Source organism: Kaistia sp. UC242_56, from assembly GCF_044452255.1.
Classification (GTDB): domain Bacteria; phylum Pseudomonadota; class Alphaproteobacteria; order Rhizobiales; family Kaistiaceae; genus Kaistia; species Kaistia defluvii_A.
Map to the genome: position 1 here is coordinate 1,223,341 of NZ_JBIOAN010000002.1, position 17,460 is coordinate 1,240,800.

The 17,460-nt window shown below is 66.5% G+C and carries 15 protein-coding genes; 5 read left to right on the forward strand and 10 right to left on the reverse strand.

Going from position 1 to position 17,460, the window contains the following annotated elements; translation table 11 throughout:
- Position 1: 1 nt before the first annotated feature.
- The 5 genes from ACHMWQ_RS08445 to ACHMWQ_RS08465 all read right to left on the reverse strand — a co-directional run bounded on the left by ACHMWQ_RS08445 (position 2) and on the right by ACHMWQ_RS08465 (position 5,384).
- The gene (locus ACHMWQ_RS08445) at positions 2–946 is read right to left on the reverse strand and encodes a threonine/serine dehydratase (RefSeq protein ID WP_396307109.1); all 945 of its coding nucleotides are present in this window, start codon (positions 944–946) and stop codon (positions 2–4) included.
- A 34-nt stretch (positions 947–980) separates the two neighbouring features.
- On the reverse strand, positions 981–1,826 hold the full coding sequence (locus ACHMWQ_RS08450) for a carbohydrate ABC transporter permease (RefSeq protein ID WP_396307110.1): 846 nt from the start codon (positions 1,824–1,826) through the stop codon (positions 981–983).
- Position 1,827: 1 nt separating this feature from the next.
- Positions 1,828–2,700 carry a carbohydrate ABC transporter permease gene (locus ACHMWQ_RS08455; RefSeq protein WP_396307111.1) on the reverse strand — a complete coding sequence of 291 codons (873 nt, stop codon included), beginning with the start codon at positions 2,698–2,700 and terminating at the stop codon, positions 1,828–1,830.
- 67 nt (positions 2,701–2,767) lie between these two features.
- A complete protein-coding gene (locus tag ACHMWQ_RS08460; protein ID WP_396307112.1) occupies positions 2,768–4,102 on the reverse strand; it encodes an extracellular solute-binding protein in 1,335 nt (444 codons plus the stop codon).
- A gap of 277 nt (positions 4,103–4,379) precedes the next feature.
- Complete coding sequence (locus ACHMWQ_RS08465) at positions 4,380–5,384, reverse strand: succinylglutamate desuccinylase/aspartoacylase family protein (RefSeq protein ID WP_396307113.1); 1,005 nt, start codon at positions 5,382–5,384, stop codon at positions 4,380–4,382.
- A 144-nt stretch (positions 5,385–5,528) separates the two neighbouring features.
- Here ACHMWQ_RS08465 and ACHMWQ_RS08470 point away from each other — a divergent pair, with 144 nt between their 5' ends.
- A complete protein-coding gene (locus ACHMWQ_RS08470; RefSeq protein WP_396307114.1) occupies positions 5,529–6,269 on the forward strand; it encodes an MBL fold metallo-hydrolase in 741 nt (246 codons plus the stop codon).
- A 32-nt stretch (positions 6,270–6,301) separates the two neighbouring features.
- Here ACHMWQ_RS08470 and ACHMWQ_RS08475 read toward each other — a convergent pair whose 3' ends face one another.
- Positions 6,302–7,090 carry an SDR family NAD(P)-dependent oxidoreductase gene (locus tag ACHMWQ_RS08475; protein ID WP_396307115.1) on the reverse strand — a complete coding sequence of 263 codons (789 nt, stop codon included), beginning with the start codon at positions 7,088–7,090 and terminating at the stop codon, positions 6,302–6,304.
- 199 nt (positions 7,091–7,289) lie between these two features.
- Here ACHMWQ_RS08475 and ACHMWQ_RS08480 point away from each other — a divergent pair, with 199 nt between their 5' ends.
- Positions 7,290–7,793, forward strand: coding sequence for a RidA family protein (locus ACHMWQ_RS08480; RefSeq protein ID WP_396307116.1), 504 nt, complete (start codon positions 7,290–7,292; stop codon positions 7,791–7,793).
- Positions 7,794–7,808: 15 nt separating this feature from the next.
- On the opposite strand, the gene ACHMWQ_RS08485 is transcribed toward ACHMWQ_RS08480, so the two are convergent.
- Positions 7,809–8,624, reverse strand: coding sequence for an IclR family transcriptional regulator (locus ACHMWQ_RS08485; RefSeq protein WP_396307117.1), 816 nt, complete (start codon positions 8,622–8,624; stop codon positions 7,809–7,811).
- Between the two features lie 210 nt (positions 8,625–8,834).
- Between ACHMWQ_RS08485 and ACHMWQ_RS08490 the strand changes: the two genes are divergently transcribed.
- A complete protein-coding gene (locus tag ACHMWQ_RS08490; RefSeq protein WP_396307118.1) occupies positions 8,835–10,094 on the forward strand; it encodes a M24 family metallopeptidase in 1,260 nt (419 codons plus the stop codon).
- Positions 10,095–10,099: 5 nt separating this feature from the next.
- Here the strand turns inward: ACHMWQ_RS08490 and ACHMWQ_RS08495 are convergent, their stop codons facing one another.
- The 3 genes from ACHMWQ_RS08495 to ACHMWQ_RS08505 all read right to left on the reverse strand — a co-directional run bounded on the left by ACHMWQ_RS08495 (position 10,100) and on the right by ACHMWQ_RS08505 (position 12,319).
- A complete protein-coding gene (locus tag ACHMWQ_RS08495) occupies positions 10,100–10,672 on the reverse strand; it encodes an NADPH-dependent FMN reductase (protein WP_396307119.1) in 573 nt (190 codons plus the stop codon).
- 100 nt (positions 10,673–10,772) lie between these two features.
- A complete protein-coding gene (gene eda, locus ACHMWQ_RS08500) occupies positions 10,773–11,402 on the reverse strand; it encodes a bifunctional 4-hydroxy-2-oxoglutarate aldolase/2-dehydro-3-deoxy-phosphogluconate aldolase (protein WP_396307120.1) in 630 nt (209 codons plus the stop codon).
- Complete coding sequence (locus ACHMWQ_RS08505; protein WP_396307121.1) at positions 11,399–12,319, reverse strand: PfkB family carbohydrate kinase; 921 nt, start codon at positions 12,317–12,319, stop codon at positions 11,399–11,401. Before ACHMWQ_RS08505 ends, eda begins: the two co-directional genes overlap by 4 nt.
- A 269-nt stretch (positions 12,320–12,588) precedes the next feature.
- Here ACHMWQ_RS08505 and ACHMWQ_RS08510 point away from each other — a divergent pair, with 269 nt between their 5' ends.
- Both ACHMWQ_RS08510 and ACHMWQ_RS08515 read left to right on the forward strand, forming a co-directional pair.
- Positions 12,589–13,851, forward strand: a complete 1,263-nt coding sequence (locus ACHMWQ_RS08510; protein ID WP_396307122.1) for an exonuclease SbcCD subunit D — start codon at positions 12,589–12,591, stop codon at positions 13,849–13,851.
- Positions 13,848–17,315, forward strand: coding sequence for an AAA family ATPase (locus ACHMWQ_RS08515; protein ID WP_396307123.1), 3,468 nt, complete (start codon positions 13,848–13,850; stop codon positions 17,313–17,315). Before ACHMWQ_RS08510 ends, ACHMWQ_RS08515 begins: the two co-directional genes overlap by 4 nt.
- Positions 17,316–17,460: the final 145 nt, after the last annotated feature.

The following is a 17,460-nucleotide window of genomic DNA, read 5'->3' on the forward strand; positions in this document are numbered from 1 at the left end:
TCTAGGCCTTGATGCCGAGGCCGTCATTGCCGCTGCCGCAGAGGACGACAACCGTCTTTTCGCCGGCGGCGAGCTTGATGTGGCCGTTGAGAACCGCGGCGGCTGCCGTCGCTGCGCCAAGCTCCACGGCGAGCCCGGTGTTCTTCCACATCCATTCCGCCGCCGCGACCGGCTCGTCTTCCGGCACCAGAACGAGTTCATCGACGCAGCGTTCGATGATCTCGAAATTGATCGGCGCGGTAGCGCGGGCCGCCAGGATCGGCACGTTGGTGACGACGTTTTCGAGCATCACCGGTTTTCCGGCTTGGCGGGACTCGAAGAGCGTCGGGCAGCCGGCCGCCTCGACGCCGACGATGTGCACGCCGGGCTTGCGCTGCTTGATCGCCTCGGCGATGCCGGCGATCAGCCCGCCGCCGCCGATCGAGATCACCACCGTGTCGACATCCGGCATGTCCTCGAGGATCTCCAGGCCGATGGTGCCCTGGCCGGCGATCGTCGCCTCATCGGCGAACGGGTGGAGAAGGGCGCCGCCGCGTTCCTCGGCCAGCTTGCGGCCGGCCTCCCAGGAAAGGTCCCAGAACGCGCCGACTACGTGCAGCTCCGCGCCATAGGAGGCGATGCGCTGGCGCGCCAGCTCCGTCGAGGTAGTCATGACGCAGACATTGGCGGGCACGCCCAACTGTTGCCCGGCATAGGCGATCGCCGCGCCGAAATTGCCGCCCGAGGCGGTGACCACGCCTCGGCTGCGCACTTCTTCCGGCAGCGACAGCACCGAGTTGAACGCCCCGCGCGCCTTGAACGAGCCCGAGACCTGCAGGCATTCCGGCTTGAACCAGAGCTCGGCCAGGTCGCCTTTGCGGGGCGAGGGCGCGGCCGGCACCAGCGGGGTGTGGCGGACATGATCGCGGATGCGGGCGGCGGCGTCGGTATAGGCTGTCGGTTGCATGATACCCGTTTTCCAGAAAAGGCGGGGCGGAGGGCTAGCCCTTGACCGCGCCGGCAAGCATCGACTTGCCGATATAGGGATAGGCGAACAGGCCGAGGATCAGTGGCGGCAGGATGCCGATCGTCATGGCCGCTGCCGTCGGGCCCCATTCGATGCCGCGCGAGGTGACGAAGAAGGTGGCGCCGACCGTTACCGGGACCGCATTCTTGGTGGTCAGGATCAGGCCGAACAGGAACTCGTTCCAGCTGTAGATGAAGGATAGCAGGAAGACGGCGAGCATCACCGGCCGGCTCAACGGCAGCACAACATGCCAGAGCGTCTTCCACATCGATGCACCGTCAATCTTGGCGGCGTCGTCCAGTTCGCGCGGCACGTCCTGCACGAAGCCGACGAACATCACCAAGGCGATCGGGATGTTGATGATGCAGCTGATCAGGGCGAGGCCAATGCGTGTGTCGAGCAGGCCGACCTGCTTGTACATGAAGTAGAACGGGATCGCGAAGATGATCAGCGGCAGCGCGCGCAGGTTGGTGATGATGGGCAGCAGCCAAGTCCGGCCTACGCCCTGCCGCACCATGGCGTAGGCGGCCGGCAGGGTCAGAACGATGGCGAAGATCGTGCCCAGCGTCGCGATGACGATGCTGTTCATGATGTAGTGCGAATAGTTCACGTTCGGCGAGGCGAGCACCGCGCGATAATGCTCCAGCGTCGGCGAGAAGATCCATTTCGGCGGGTAGGCGTTGATGTCGGCATTGGTCTTGAACGAGGTCAGCACCGTCGACAGGATCGGGAAATTGACCAGAAGCGCGACGGCGACGAACACCACCCAGCGCAGGAAATGCGCGACGCTGTCGAACCGGCTGTGACGCGAGACGATCATGTCAGCTCCTCCGGACCACAAGACGCATCGCCACCACGATCAGGGTGAGCGACATCAAGAGCAGCAGGATCGAGACGGCAACGGCCTCGCCCAGCGTGTTCTGCACGAAGAACAGCTTGTAGATGTAGATGCTGATCGACGTGGTCAGGTTGCCCGGGCCGCCGCCGGTGAGCACATAGATGTGGTCGAACACGCGGAAGCTGTCGATGAAGCGGACGAAGATCACGATCACCAGCGCCGGCTTCATCATCGGCAGCAGGATGTGAAAGGTCGAGCGGAAGCCCGTCGCGCCATCGACGGCGGCGGCTTCCTCAAGTTCGTAGGAGACGGTCTGGCGCGCCGTCAGCAGGATCAGGAACGCGAAGGGCGTCCACTGCAGCACCTCGATGGCGACCACGGTCTTGTAGATGTTGCCGCGCCCGAGGAAGTTGACGGCATAGCCCATCATCTCGAGATAGACCGGAACGGCGCCGGTGAATTCATTGAGGATCAGCCGGTACATCACGCCCATCAGCGCCGGCGACACCATCATCGGCAGCATCAGGATCGCCGTCATCCACGGCCGCTTGACCAGGAGCGGATGCAGGATGAAGACGAGGATCAGGGCCGCGCCGACCTCGAGCGTGGTGCAGATGACGGCGAATTGCAGCGAGAAGCGCAGCGCCTGCCACATCTTCGGATTGGTCACGGCGGCAACGTAGTTATCGATGCCGACGAAACTGCCGATCATGTTCTGGAACGAGACGTCGCTGAACGAATACCAGAGGTTGATCAGCGTCGGAAAGCCGAGCAGCGCGCCCATGAACAGGCAGAGGGGCACGAGAAGGGCGCGGGCCGAGGCCTGCTCCTTGCTCTCGAAGCTTGCGTAGGACATTCGGGCTCCTGGGCGCGGAGGCTGTCGCGAGGGTTTCCCGCGACAGCCTGAGGTCACCGGACGGAAATTACTGGGCGAAGGCCTTCTTCATGTCGGCGACGACATTGGCGATCGCTTCGTCCTGCTCGATCTCGCCGGTCCAGTAACCGGTGAAGTTCTCGGCCATGTTGGTGTAGATGCCCATCGCCTTTGCGCTGGTGGCGCCGTCCATGACGAAGCCGTATTTGGCGGCGTGCTCGCCCATCAGCAGCATTTCCGGCCGGTCGCCGGCGATCTCCGCCATCAGGCCCTCGGCGAGCGGCGGCGAACCGCCTTCCTTGGCGTAGAGCTTCATCGGCTCGGAGGTGGCGAGCCAAGAAAGGAACGCCTTCGCTTCGTCCAGCTTCGCGGTATTCTTGTTGATGCCGAGGCCGAGGCTGTGGAAGTGGGTCTTCGGACCTTCCGAGCCAGCGGGTTCATGGCTGAGGCCGAGCTTGCCGGCAACCGTCGGATATTTGGTGGCGTCGTTGAACTCCGGAACGGCCGCGTTCCACTGCAGCATGAAGGCGACCTGGCCGGCGCCGAACACGCTGTTGGCCTCGCCATATTCATAGGTCGAGCTGTCGCCGGGCGTCGCTTCGTTGTCGGTGATGATCTTGTAGATCTCGAGGCCGCGCTTGAAGGCGGGCGAGTCGACGGTGATGTTGCCGTCCTTGTCGCGCCAGTTGCCGCCATTGCTGGCGACCGTGCCCTGCCACAGCATGATGTTGTAGAGCAGGTTCTTCATCTGCAGCACCGTGCCGTAGCGGACCGGGCTGTCGGGATTGATCGACTTGGTGAAGAACAGGGCGGAGGCGATGAAATCGTCCCAATCCCACTGGTCGGCCGGCTTCGGCGACAGCTTCTTGCCGAGGATCTTTTCCGAGATCTCCTCGTATTTAGCCTTCCAGGCCGGATCGGTATTGAGCTGGTCGATCAGGTCCTTGCGGTAATAGAGGAAGTGCAGGCTGAGGTCGGTCGGGATGCCGTAGGTCTTGCCTTTATATTTCTGCGTCTCGATCGAGTTCTTCGAGACGACCTTGTAGACGTCGTCGGTGACTAGATCGTCGATCGGCGTCATGAACGGCGCATAGAGGCCGACGTCATAGGTCGCCGTCAGCATGACGTCGAATTCCTTCGAGCCCGCCGCGACGTCGGCCAGCATCTTCTCCTTGAAGCCCTGCTGGCTGAAATAGATCACCGAGGCCTTCGAATTGTTCTTGGCGCCTTCAGTCGAGTTGTAGAGGTCGAGCACCTTGCGGAAGGCGGACTCGGCCGGCTCGCCCGGCCAGGCCAGGATGGTGATGTCGGCGAGCGCCGTCGAGGCGGAGAGTGCGGTCGCCAGGATAGCGGCGCCGGCGGTCAGGAATCTGGATTTCAACATGTCGTTCCCCGTTGCTGTTCTCTGGACTTCGCTGTCCGTGCCGACCCATTTCCCGATTGCCGAGCTTCTGCGAGCCGGTCTGCGGGCAGGGCCATCGGCCCGGTGCGGATTCGATTTATTCCATATTTATAGAATTGAATTCATTACAACAGAAGCCTAGCATTGTGGCCTCCCGGGTCAAGGCCCGTTTGATCGACCGGTCACCGCAGGAATCTCCGCGATGAGGTTTTACGTCCCGACGGCCGGCCCGGCGCCGGCCGTCCTCCGGCGCCCCGCCTTACTCGAACCGGGCGAGGTTCATCAGGCAGTCGCCCGACTGGCTGTGCGTGTGCAGGCGGCGGGTCAGCACGATGCCGCCTTCTTGGAAGCGCAGCACCAGCGGCTCTTCCAGCGGCCGCTCCAGATCATGCAGCCAGCCGCAAATGTCGCCGGCGGCCACCGTGTCGCCGATATCGACCGCCGGCTCGAACCAGCCTTCGCGCTCGGCATAGACGAACAGCGACTGGCCGCCGGTGGACAGAAGGACGGTCTCGGGGCCACGGTCCGCCTCCAGATAGAGGATCGGCCGGCTGGTCAGTCCGACGGCCTGCAACAGATTGTCGACGGCGCGTTGAGTGACGGCCATGCTGGTCTTGGTCGCCGTGGCGCCTCCGCCGAATTCACCCGACAGCGCGATGCAGCCGGCACGCAAGGCCGCCGCCATCGAGGTCGGCGAGTCCGGGCCGTTGTCGGCGATCATGCCATAGGGCAGGCGCATCGAGCGCATCAGTTCCAGGCCGCGCTGGTAGCGCTCGCCGTCGCCAAGCCGCTCGATCAGGCTGCAGATCAGGTGGTCCATGCTGGTGCCGCCGGAGTGGAGGTCCAGCACCACCTCGTGCCGCGGGAAGATCTCGTGCTCGATGAAATGCGCCATGCGCTGGGTCGGGCCGCCGAACGGATTGCCGGGGAAGGCGCGGTTCATGTTGCCGCCATCGAAGGGCGAACAGCGCTTGGCCGCCATCACCGCCGGCGTGTTGGCGGATGTGAGGATGGTGAGCGAGCCTTTGATGTCGGACGCCTCGATCAGGCGGATCGCCTTCAGCAGCGTCAGTTCGCCCTCATACTCGTCGCCATGATTGCCTGCCATCAGCACCAGGCTCGGTCCCTCGCCGTTCCTGATCCGGCAGACCGGCATCTTGATCTGGTAATAGGGCGAGCGGTCGATCGAATAGGGGAAGCTGAAGAAGCCGACCTGCTTGCCGTCCTGGTCCCAGGATATGTCGGAAAAGGCGCCCGTATGCATTCTCTAGATCCTTCGTGATTCACGATTTTCCAGCGGCAGGGCAGGCGCCCGTTCCGCTGGATTTGCCAAGCTTTCGTTGCATTCTTCAGCCCGCGACGGCCTCGGCCGCCGCATCCTCAAACCCGAGCAGGAGTCGAGACAGACGTGCGTATCGAAGAGGGTCTTCATCTGGTTATGAGCGGTGGCGGCGGGTTCGACCTGACCGATGCCTTTGACTGCAACGTGTTTCTCGTCGCGGCCGATGGCGGCTGGCTGATGTTCGACGCCGGGGCAGGACGCGATCCGCAAAGCGTGTTCGACGTGCTGGACGAAGACGGTATCGACCCGTCGACCATCCGTCATCTGCTGCTGACGCATGGCCATGCCGATCACTCCGGCGGCGCCGCGGCGCTGCGCGAGCGGCTCGGACTTACCGTTCATGCCGGCGCGGCGACGGCGGCGATTGTCTCCCAGGGCGACGAGGAGGGCATCAGCCTTGGCAAGGCGAAACGCGGCGGCGTCTATCCGCCCGACTATGTCTATCACGCCTGCCCGGTCGACAGCGTCTGGGAGCCGGATGAGGTGCGGCGCTTCGGCGACGTCGCCGTCCAAATGATCCTGACGCCCGGCCACAGCCATGACCATGTGAGCTATCTCCTCACGACCCCTCGGCGAAAAATGCTGGTGGCGGGCGATGCCCTGTTTCACGGCGGCAAGGTTGCCATTCAGGACATTGCGGACTGCGATGTCGGCGCGATCTGCGAGACGGTCCGCAAGCTGGCGGCGATCGAGTTCGACACCTTGCTGCCGGGGCACCACGGCTTCACGCTGAAGGATGCGCGCCGCCACGCCGACCTCGCGCTTCAATGTGTGAACCGTATGCAAATCCCGCCCTCCATCATCTGATGCCCCGCCTGTCGAGATACGCTGTGGCCCGGTCAGCTTTCCCGCATGCCGCCGAAGATCATCGCCGACATGCCGCCATCGATGGTGATCGTCGAGCCGGTGATGAAGCTCGATCCGGCCTCGGCCAGGAAGACGGCGGCGGTGGCGACTTCCTGCGGCAAGCCAGGGCGGCCGAGCGCCACCTCGTCGCGTACTTCGCCGGCCAGTTTCGGTTCGCTGTAACCGGTATTGTTGCCGGTCACGTCGACGGGTCCCGGCGCGATCATGTTGGCAAGGATGCCATATTTGGCGAGGTCCACCGCCATGGCGCGGGTCAGCATGGCAACGCCACCCTTGGCCGCGACATAAGCCGCCGCCTCCGGCTCCGACAGGAAGGAATTGACGGAGCCTATGGTGATGATCCGCCCGCCCTTGCCGCCCGCGACCATGGCGCGCGCCGCCGCGCGACAGGCGAGGAAGGTGCCGGTCAGGTTGACGTCGACATAGCGATCCCAGTCCGCGTCGGTGAGATCGATGAAATTGCCGGTGCCGCCCTTCAACGCTCCCGAGGCGACGAGGATATCGAGGCCGCCGAGCTTCGACACCGCCTCGTCGGTCGCGGCCTGGATCGCGGCGCGGTCCGCCAGATCGCAGGCGATCCGGATCACGCCGTCGCCTTCGAACGCTATGCGGGCCAGCGGCGCGGCGAGGTCCATCGCCACGACTTGGGCGCCCTCGCGGAGGAAGGCCTCCACCGTGGCGCGGCCGATACCGCCGGCGGCGCCCGTCACGATGGCGGTCTTGCCGGCCAGCCGTCCGCGCTGAGCCATTCGATCCTGCATGGTAACTTCCCCATCCCGTCGGCGTCCGCAGTACTGGCTCGCCGGGCTTGACCTCGTCGGAGAGGATGCTAACGTTCCGCTCTAATGAGCGCAATTACACAATTATGGAATTAAGCAGCGCGGATCGCGATATGCGTCGATCCCGAAGCCATCTCGACAAGCAGGGCTCCGATGCGCGGGGCGGAAAACGGGTCATCGAATGCGCCACAATCTGACTGCCGCCCCCGCAGCCGAGGGCGGCTCGCCCTATGATCGCCTGCGCGCGCTCGGCATCGAATTGCCGCCCGTGCCGCCGCCGGTCGCGAATTTCGTCACCCATGTCCGCGAGGGGAACCTGCTGTTCCTGTCTGGGCAGGGGCCGATGCAGGGCGACGGTTTCGAGCATCACGGCCGCGTCGGCGACGATGTGACGGTCGAGCAAGCCTATGCGCATGCCCGAATTACCGGGCTCAACCTGCTGGCCGTGATGCAGGAAGCGCTGGGTTCGCTGGACAAGGTCCGGCGTGTCGTCAAGCTGCTCGGCATGGTCAATGCGGTGCCGCATTTCACCCAGCATCCGCAGGTGATCAACGGTTGCTCGGACCTGTTTCTAGACGTGTTCGGTGAAACTAAGGGCCGCCATGCTCGCTCGGCCGTCGGCATGGGCTCGCTGCCGAACCAGATCACCGTCGAAATAGAGGCGGTCGTCGCCGTCGAGGACTAGGCCGGTCGTCGGAGCCTAGCGTTCGCGCCAGCCTAGCTTGCGCTCGATCGATTCCGAGGCGTCGCGGACCGCCTTGCCGTAAAGCTCGGGATTGGCCACCACCTTGTGCTCCGGCAGCACGATGGAAATCGTCGCGACACAGGCGCCTGACTCGTCGCAGATCGGCGAAGCGACGCAGGAGACGAGGAAATCGGTCTCGCTGATCTGGATCGACAGCCTCTTTTCAAACGCTTCGCCCGCGAGTTCGGAGAGGGCTGCGGCGTCGGTCTTCGCCTTTTCGGTCGGCGACGCCTTGGCACTGCGGCTGAAAATGGCGACCCGCTCGGCATCCGGCAGATGGCCGATCAGCAGCCGTCCCGACGCGGTCCAGTTCAGCGGCACGCGGGTGCCGACTTCCGACATGACGCGAAAATGGCCCGGGCCATCCGCCATGGCGAGCACCACCATGTGGTCGCCGTCGCGGCCGCAGATCTGCACGGTCTCGCCAATCTGCCGGCCGAGCTCATGCATGACGTGGCTGGCCTCGCCGAGGAAATCCAGCGACCGGGCATATACCAGGCCATAATGGTAGAGGCGGGGCCCGAGCCACACGAGGCCGTCGCCCCGGCGGGACAGCAGATCCCGCTCCACCAGTTCATCAATAATGACATAAATGGTCGAGAGCGGCGCCCCGACCGCCTTGGCGATCGCATAACTGCCGGCCGGCTCGCCGGTCTGGTAGAGGTGATCGAGGATCTGCAGAGCGCGGTCCATGCCGCTGACGCGCGAATGGCGCGGCGCCTTGGCGTCGTCCGCTTTCGGTTCGGCGAGGGGGCGTTGCACGGACTTCATGGTGGCGACCATTCTCTCTGCATGCGATCTATTACATATATATGGAATAGTGGCGCGTATCGCCGCCGTCAATCGGATCCGGCAGGGTAAAGCCGCCAAGGCCTTGTGATCGACCCTCCCGCGACGCAAGTTCGGCCTCGCGGCTTGTCAGAGTCGCCGGGACCGAAGGCGGCGGCCGCCATCTCGGCTGGTTGAAGGAAAGATAGAGACATGTCCGATCTGGATCGCTTGCGCGCCCAGCGCCTGTTGCAGGAACGCGGGCTGGACGCGCTGGTGCTGACCCAGCCGGAAAGCTTCACCTATGCGACCGGCTTGCCCGCCGGGGTGCCGGTGATGTGGCGACGGGCGGGCGGCGCCACGGCGCTGGTGCCGGCGGATGCAGGCGCCCGGCTTGGCGCGGTTGTCGGCGATCTCAATGCCGACGCGCTGGCGCCCCGCGCGCCGGAGATCGACATCCGCACCCATCCGCTGTGGATCGACCTCGTCGACATAGAGGGTCTTGGCCCGGATGCCCCGGCGGATACGGCGACGCGCGTCACCGAAGCCTATCATCGCGACAATGGCGGCCAGGACGTCTTTCCGCCCCGGCCGACGACCTTCTCCGCCGCCGGGGCGTTCGCGGTGCTGGGGGATCTGCTGCGCGAGCGCGGCTTGGCCCGATCGCGGATCGGCATTGATCTCGAGTTCATGCCGGCCGCCGATTTTGCCACGCTGCAGCGGGTTCTGCCCGATATCGAATGGGTCGATGCTTCCGAGGTCGTGCGCCGGCTTCGCGCGATCAAGTCGGCCCGCGAGATCGACTGCATCCGCCGCGCCTGCTCGCTCGCCGATGCGGGCTTCCATGCGCTGACTACAGGCATCGAGCCCGGCCAGACGCCGAAAGACATGACGCGTCTCTGGCGCAATGGCGTCCTGGCCGCCGCTTCGGCGCGCGGCGAGACGGGGCTGACCGGCATGTGGGACTATATGTCGGTCGGATCCGATCCCTGGAGCGGCGGCGGCTCGGTCGTTCGCGGCGCGATCCTCAAGGCCGATGTCGGCTGTATCGTCGAAGGCTACAATTCCGATACAGCGCGCAGCTACGTCTTCGGCGAGCCGGACCGGATCGCGCGGGACGTTCATGCCGCGCTGGAAGGTGCCTTCGAGACCGGACTAGCCGCGATCCGTCCGGGCGTCGCCATGCGGGAGGTGTTCGAGGTGACGGTCGGCGCCATGCGGGCGGCCGGCTATCCAGGCTACCGGCGTGGTCACTATGGTCATTCGATCGGCGCCAGCGTCGGCTCGGAAGAATGGCCCTTCTTCGCGGCCGACAGCGACGTCATCCTCGAGCCCGGCATGGCGCTCGCTTTTGAGACGCCGTTCTACGGCAAGGGCATCGGCGCGCTGACGATCGAAGACAGCCTGGTCGTCACCGATACCGGCATCGAAGTCCTGAACCACCTGCCGCGGGAACTCGTCCGCCTCGGATAGACGGGTCAGGCGTCGCGCGGCAGTACCGAGGTGACGCGGGCGATGAAGATGTGGAAGGCTTCCATGTAGTCGCGGAGGAACGTTTCGGTCGATGGGTCCGAGACCTCGCCCTGATCGTCGATCAGCCCCGGCTTGAACTGGATATAGGCCTCCGGGGCGTTCATCTGCGGCGCATTGCAGAAGGAAAGCACGCTGCGCAGGCTCTGCTGGGCGACGGCGGTGCCGATCGCGCCGGGCGACGTGCCGATCACGGCGGATGGCTTGCGGGCGAAGGAGTTGGTGCCATAGGGCCGGCTCGCCCAGTCGATGGCGTTCTTCAGCCCGCCGGGGATCGAGCGATTATATTCCGGCGTGACGAACAGCAGGGCGTCGGCCTCAGCGATCGCTGCCTTGAACGCCTTGGCGACCGGCGGATAGTCCGCGTCATAGTCGTAGCTGTAGAGCGGCAGGTCCTTGAACGGAATCTCGCTGAACTGGAGGTTCGGCGGCGACAACTTGATCAGCGCGGTCGAGAGCTTGCGGTTGATCGAGCCCTTGGCGAGGCTGCCGATGAAATAGCCGACCTTGTAGGTTTTCATGATCCATCCCGATCGAGAGCGGCGCGAGGGTTCAGCCAGAAACAATCCGGCTCCCTGTTGCTAAAGAGCGCGCGAGGCTCTCGTTTCAAGACAGGACGGATCAGCCCCGGGCGGCGCGGATGGCGGTCAGCGAGGCGGCCATCCGGTCCCGGACGCTCTCGCTCGCACCTTCGGCATACATCCACGAGCCCCCGACCGAGGTGATGTTGCGAAGCTTGCCGTAGCCCGCCAGGTGAGAGAGCTGGATCTTGCCGCTCGGCATGAAGGTGGCGGTGGTGAAGATATTGGCGAAATCGGCGAGCACCACCGTGCCGCCGGCCGGCTCGGACGGGTAGAATTTCAGCAGATCGAAGCCGGCCGCCTGCGCTGCCATCACCTCGCTTGCGGTCTGCACGCCGGGCACCAGCGTGATCGGACCTTTCTTCGCATGGGCGCAGACAGAAGGCAGGAAGCCGGGGCTGATGCCGAACTGGGCGCCCGCCGCGACGGCGGCGTCATAGTGCTCATGGGTCAGGATCGTGCCGGCGCCGATCAGCAGGTCCGGGAACGCGCGGCGGCAGGCTTCGATCGACGGCAGGGCCGCCTCGCTGCGCATCACGATCTCGATCGCCTCCGCGCCCCCCGCGGCGAGCTCCGCCACCAGCGACAGCACGAAGTCGACGGAGCGCGGCTGCACGATCGGCAGGATCGCCGCTTGGCGCAGCCGGGGTTCGAGAAGGTCGGGTGTCATCCGGCTAACTGTCCTTCCAGCATGGCGAGGGTTTCGGCCCGATTGGGCGCGCCGAGACGGCCGCCGAACTTCAGGCATTTCAGGGCAGCCGCGGCGCTGGCGAAGCGGATGATGCGCTCCATGTCCCAGCCTTCGGCGAGGCCGACGGCAAAGCTGCCATGGAAGACATCGCCGGCGGCCAGCGTGTCGACGGGGGTGATCTTTGGCGCGGGGGTATGGCGGACGCGACCGCTCTCCAGGTCGAGCCAGAACGTGCCGTCGCCACCCGCCGTCACGGCGACGAAGACGCCCGTGCGGGTGTGCAGGGCCTGCACGGCCTCCGGCGCTGAAATCTCGTCGCCGCAGAGGATCCCGGCGGCCGGCTCCGAGGCGACGATGTGGCTGGCAAAGGGAAGCAGTCCCTCGATCACCGAGCGGGCCGCCACATCGGCGTCGAGAATGGCCGGAACGCCCGCCGCCTTGGCTGCCTGCAGCGCCATCGCAGCAGCCGCCGGCCAACGAACGTCCGCGAGCACGGCGTCGAATTGGCTGATATCGAAAGGCAGGGCAGCCGGTGCGGTGGTGGCGCGAGGATCGTAGAACGGCACGATCATGCGTTCGCCGCGCGCGTCGACGAGGATGGTGGCAATGGCCGAGCGCGCACCGGCGACCCGCCGGATGCCGGAGCAATCGATGCCCTCGGCCGAGAGTTCGGCGATCAGTTCCTGGCCGAGCGAGTCGTCGCCCACGCTGGCCCAGAGCGCGACGTCGGCACCCTGGCGTTTCGCGGCGGTGGCAGCGCTGGACGCCATGCCGGCGGCATTCTGCACGGCCTCGATCGGGATGAACTTGCCCGGCCCGCGCGGCAGTTCGTCCAGCCGATAGATGGTGTCCTGCGTCAGCGCGCCGACGGAAAGAATGCGGGGAACGGATGCCATCGATGAACTCGCGGCCGGGATCGGGCCGGAACGGTAGCAGAGAATGGACGCGCCCAGCATGGTGGCGGCGCGGCCGTCGTACGACAGCGCACGGCTTTTTGGAGCCTTTCTCCCGCTGGGCGCAAAGGCGACAGGGCGGGGTTCAGGTCATATGCTGGAATTCTGGGCAGCCGGCAGCGACTGAGTCGCGCCGATGCCCGCACACGGCCTGAACGGCCGAATGACGATCCGCCGCCCTGACCGGATGGCGGAAAAGGCCACGGGGACCCATGTCGTTTCGTTTCATTCACGCCGCCGATATCCATCTCGACAGCCCGCTGCGTGGCCTTGCCCGTCGGGGCGAACTGGCGGGCGCTTTTCTCGAAGCCTCGCGCAAGGCGCTGGAGAACCTGGTCCAGGCGGCGATCGACGCGAAGGTGCGGTTCGTGGTCATCGCCGGCGATGTCTATGACGGCGACTGGAAGGATTACGCCACCGGCCAGTTCTTCGTCCGCGAGATGGGTAGGCTGCATCGCGAGAATATTCGCGTCTTCCTGATCCGGGGCAATCACGACGCCGATTCCGTCATCAGCCGCAGCCTGACGCTGCCGCCCAATGTCTACAGCTTCTCCGTCCGCACGGTGGAGACCGAGACGATCGAGGATCTGCGCGTCGCCTTGCATGGGCGCGGCTTTGCCAATCGCCATGTGCCGGAGAATGTCGCGCTCAGCTATCCCACCGCCCGGTCCGGCTATTTCAACATCGGCGTGCTGCACACCTCGCTGACCGGCCGCGACGGGCATGATGTCTATGCGCCGTGCTCGGTCGAGGATCTGCGCGTCGCCGGCTATGATTATTGGGCGCTTGGCCACATCCACAGCCGCGAGGTCGTCTCGGAAGATCCGACCATCGTCTTTCCCGGAAATTTGCAAGGGCGGCATGCGCGCGAGACGGGCCCGAAGGGCGCGACGCTGGTCACCGTCACCGATGGCCGGATCGAAAGCCTGGAGGCGCTGACGCTCGATGCGGCGCGGTTCGAGGCGATCGAGATCGATGCCTCGGGGATGAGCGAACCCGCGGCCCTGCTGGCGGAGGCGCGGCGCGTCATCGCCCTTGCGCGCGACGGCGCGGAGGGACGGCCGCTGGCGCTGCGGCTTACGCTTTCCGGCGAAACCGCGCTGCACGACTATCTCTCCGTGCAGGCGGAACAGGTGCGCGAGGAGATGCAGGCGCTTGCCTGGGAGGCGGGGTCCGATGTCCTGATCGAGAAGGTCCGCGACAAGACGACGTCCCGGTCCGGCAGCGCGCGGCTTTCGACGCTGCTCGGCTTCGATGCGATCCTCGCCGATATCGCAGCCGATCCGGCCTTTCGCGCCGAGATGGCCAAGACCCTGGGCGACCTCCGCGCCCGCACGCCGGGCGATGCGCTGGCGCTGATCGACACGGAAGGCACCGATCCCGAGGCGCTGGCGGATGCGGTGATCGGCACCGCGACCGAGGCGATCCTCGCGGGCCTGGGCCATGTCGGCAGCGAGGGGGAGGGCACGCGATGAAGCTTCGTTCCCTCGGACTGGAACGCTATGGCCGCTTCACCGGCCGGACGCTGGAGTTCGATCCCGAAGCGCGGGTCACGGTCATTGTCGGCGCCAACGAGGCCGGCAAGACGACGGCGCTCGCTGCCGTCGCCGATGCGCTCTACGGCATCGAGACGCGGTCACGCTATAATTTCCTGCATGATTACAAGACGATGCGGCTTGCCGCCACCGTCCAGGCGCCGGATGGCCGCTCGCTTTCCTTCGCCCGTTTGAAGCGCCAGAACGCCACCTTGGTCGATCCCGCCAGCGAGACGCCGCTGGCCGACGATGTGCTGGCCCCGTTTCTGGGCGCGCATGACCGGCAGGCCTTCCTCGACATTTTCGGGCTCAATCAACGCCGCCTGCGCGAGGGCGGCGAGAAGCTTCTGGCTGGCGGGGGCGACCTCGCCGAGACGTTGATGGCTGCCGCGCCAGGCCTGGGCCAGGTTGCGGCTCTGCGGGACCGCTTCCAGGAAAGCGCGGCAAAGATCTTCAATCCGGCGCGCAAGACTTCCAGCCACAGCTTCCATGTTGCCGTCGACAAGCGCGCCCAGGCGCAAAAGGCGATCCGCGAGCTGGAGCTCCGGGTCGACGAGGTCACGAAGTTGCGCAAAGAGGCCGAGCGCACGGCAGAGGCGCGCAAGCTAGCCGAGACGGCCGAACGCGCGGCCGATATGGCGTTGGCGCGGGCTCGGGCGCTGGTGCATGGCGCCAAGGAACTGCGCATCCTTGACGCGCAGACCCGCTCCCGCGCCGAGCTGGGCGACTTGCCGGTGGTTTTCGCGGGCTTCGTGCCAAGGGCGCGCGGTTTGCTGGCGGCGCTCGACAAGGCGCGTGAGGCGGCAGCCCTTGCGGCGAGGGAAGAGGCCGCCGCCAAGGCCGCCCTTGATGCCATTGCCGTCGATGACGCCATCCTGGCCTTCGCGGCGACGATCGAAAGCTGCGACGAGGAGCGCGCCGCGGTCGAGAAGGAATTGCAGAGCTTGCCCAAGCGACGCGCCGAGGCCGGCGAGGCGCAGGCGGCGCTGCACCGGATCGCGCTGGCGCTTGGCTTGGCCGATATCGAGGTTCTGCGCGACCGGTTGCCGGACCTGCCTTTGCTGGCGCGTGCCGAGGCGCTGGTCGAAAAGATGCGCGCCGCCGCCATTCGCGAGGAGACTGTGTCGAGGGACAGCGCCCGGATCGTCGCCGACCGGCGTGCTATCGAAGCGGCCCGGGCCGCGCTCGGCCATGTGGCGGACCCGGTGCCGCTGCAGCGACGGCTGGCGCGGCTGGATGGCGCCGAGGAACGCGAACGCGCATGGCGCACGCTCGATCACCGGCTGGTGGCGCAGCGCGCGCAACTGGCGGAGCGGGTTGCCCGGCTCGGCCATGGTCTGGCGGATGCCACCGCCCTGGCCGCTCTGCCTCTGCCAGCGCTGGCGGCTGTCGAGGCCGCGCTCCGGGAACAGAAGCTCGCATCCGACGCGCTCGATCGCCAGCGCGAGGCATTGTCCGGCTTCGAGGAACAGCGCGCGCAGGCCGAGGCGCGGCTGGCCGCGCTGCGTTCCGGCCGTCCGGCCCCCACCGAGGACGTGATCGCCGCCGCCCGCGCCGAGCGGGACGCGGCCTGGACATCGCTCCGCCCGCTGGCTCTCGGCGAGCGCGGGCGGGAGGAAGGCGACGGAGCGCTGGTCCAGTGCATCGACCGCACGCTGATCGACGCCGATCGGCTGGCCGATGAGCGACAGGTCGAGACGCAGAGGCTGGCGGCGCTGGCGCAGGCCGAGCGCGACATTGCCGAACTCGGCGTTCGGATCGACATGGCCGGGAGGCGCGTCGCCGAGGCGCGTGCGCGTCAGGACGCGTTGGCCGCCGATTGGGGAGCGCTGTGGGCAGCCTCGGGGCTGTCGCTTGCGGCCGATGAGCGGTCCACCGCCTTTTTGCGCGACGCGGAACTGGCGCGCCAGGCGCGCGATCTTCTCCGGCAGGACGAGGCGCAGGCCGCCGCGCAACGCGAGACGGTGAATATCGAACGGGCCGAGACGGATCGGCTTCGCCAAGAGCTCGGCCTGCCGCCGCTTGGCGACGCGCCGCTTCGCATGGCCGATCTGCGCGAGGCGATCGCCGCGACCGAGGCGCGTTTCCTGGAGGCGCGGGATCATGAACGTGATCTGCGCCAGTTGGAGCAGGCCGCGGCCGATCTGGCCTCCCGCCAACGCGACGTGATGCTTGAGACCGAGGCGCAGGCGGCGGAGGCGAAGGAAATCTTCCCGCGCCTCGCCGTTCGTCCCGGCGCCCTTGCCGGAGAGGCACGGGCTGCGATCGACCTCTGGCGCGAGGCACTACCCCAATTCACGGCGCTTCGCTCGCTGGAAACGCGCATTGCTGCCATCGAGCGCGACGAGGCGGTTTTCGTCGGTTACGTCGGCGAGCTCCTGGCGGGAGCCGGCGACAGCGTGTCGGATGGGGACGCCTTCGCCGCGGCGCGCCGGCTGCGCGCGCGGCTGGATCAGGCACGGCAAGGCCGCTCCAAGGCAGACACTGCCGGGGAGGCGCTGGCGACCCGGCGGGCGGCGCGGCTCGCTGCCGACGAAGCGCTGCTTCAGGCGGAGACGGCGCTGGAGGAATTGCTGGCGGTCGCCAACTGCCCCAGCGCGGAGGCCTTGCCGGCGCTGCTAGATCGGCTGGATCAGGCTTCGATTTGCGACGGCAAGCTGGCCGAGGCGCGGGAGCGGCTCGATGGGCTGCGGGGATCGCGCAGCGAGGACGAAGTCCGGTGTGCGATCGAGGGGCGCGACGACGAGACCCTGGCGCTGGCGGCGGCCGAAATCGAGGCGGCGCATTCCGAGGCACGCGCCGCCCGCGATGCCGCAATCGAGGCGGATACGCAGGCGAGGTCGGCCCTGGCGGCGTTGGATCGCCGCGACGGCGCGGCGGCGGCGGCGCAGGACGAACAGGACGCAGTGGCCGAGATCGCTGAGGCGGTGGAGCGCTTCAGTCGCGACCATGTGGCAGCCCGGCTGCTCCAGGCGGCCATCGAGCGCTATCGGGCCGAGCATCAGAACCCGATCGTCGAGCGCGCCTCGCGGGCCTTCACCATGCTGACGGGGGGCCAGTGGAGCGGCATCGGCATCGATTATGATCAGGATCCGCCCCGGCTGGCCGCCTTGCGCGAGGGCGCACTTCTTGCCCCCGACGCGCTTTCCGAAGGGACGCGCGACCAGCTCTTCCTGGTGCTGCGGATCGCGGCGATCGAGGAGCATGCGCGTCGCGCCACGCCGCTCCCCTTCATCGCCGACGACCTGTTCACCACCTTCGACGAAGCGCGAACGGCAGCCGGTTTCGAGCTCCTGGCGGAGCTGGGTGCCGTGACACAGGTGATCGTCTTCACCCACCACGTTCATGTCGCCGAACACGCCAAGCGCGTGCTGGGCAGCCGCGCGGGGCTGATCGAGCTGTGAGGGTGGCACGGCGCTGGCTGGACGTCATTTCCTTCAGCTCTCCTATGGAGGCCTTTGCAGAACTCTGCCCCAATATCCTGAGGAGGCCCGAAGGGCCGTCTCGAAGGACGCAGAGCGGTCGTGCCAACCTAAAGGAATCCTGTTC